Source organism: Halomonas sp. SIMBA_159 (assembly GCF_046536035.1).
Classification (GTDB): domain Bacteria; phylum Pseudomonadota; class Gammaproteobacteria; order Pseudomonadales; family Halomonadaceae; genus Vreelandella; species Vreelandella venusta_A.
In genome coordinates this window covers 1-264 of record NZ_JAWJBT010000806.1, presented here as the reverse complement: position 1 = coordinate 264, position 264 = coordinate 1, and the positions used below count along the sequence as shown (strand labels likewise).

Here is a 264-nt window from a genome sequence, read left to right as displayed (position 1 = left end):
GTTGCAGCGCGCCCGGCTTGGCCTGCACCGTATACATAAAGATTTCACCAAGACCGGTTGAAATAGGGCCCATTTCAGGCTCTATGCCCTCAGGCAACATATCCTTGATAGCGCTTAACCGGGTGTTGATTAAATTGCGGGCAAAGTAGATGTCCGTGCCTTCTTCAAACACCACCGTTACCTGTGACAAGCCATAGCGTGACAATGAGCGGGTATAACTTAAATTGGGTAAGCCATACAGGGCAGTTTCTACCGGATAGGTAA

1 protein-coding gene is annotated in these 264 nt (G+C 49.2%); it reads right to left on the bottom strand.

What is annotated here, in order from left to right:
• Positions 1-264: efflux RND transporter permease subunit (locus R0J87_RS21440; protein ID WP_498888823.1), on the bottom strand; the 264-nt coding region annotated here is incomplete at both ends.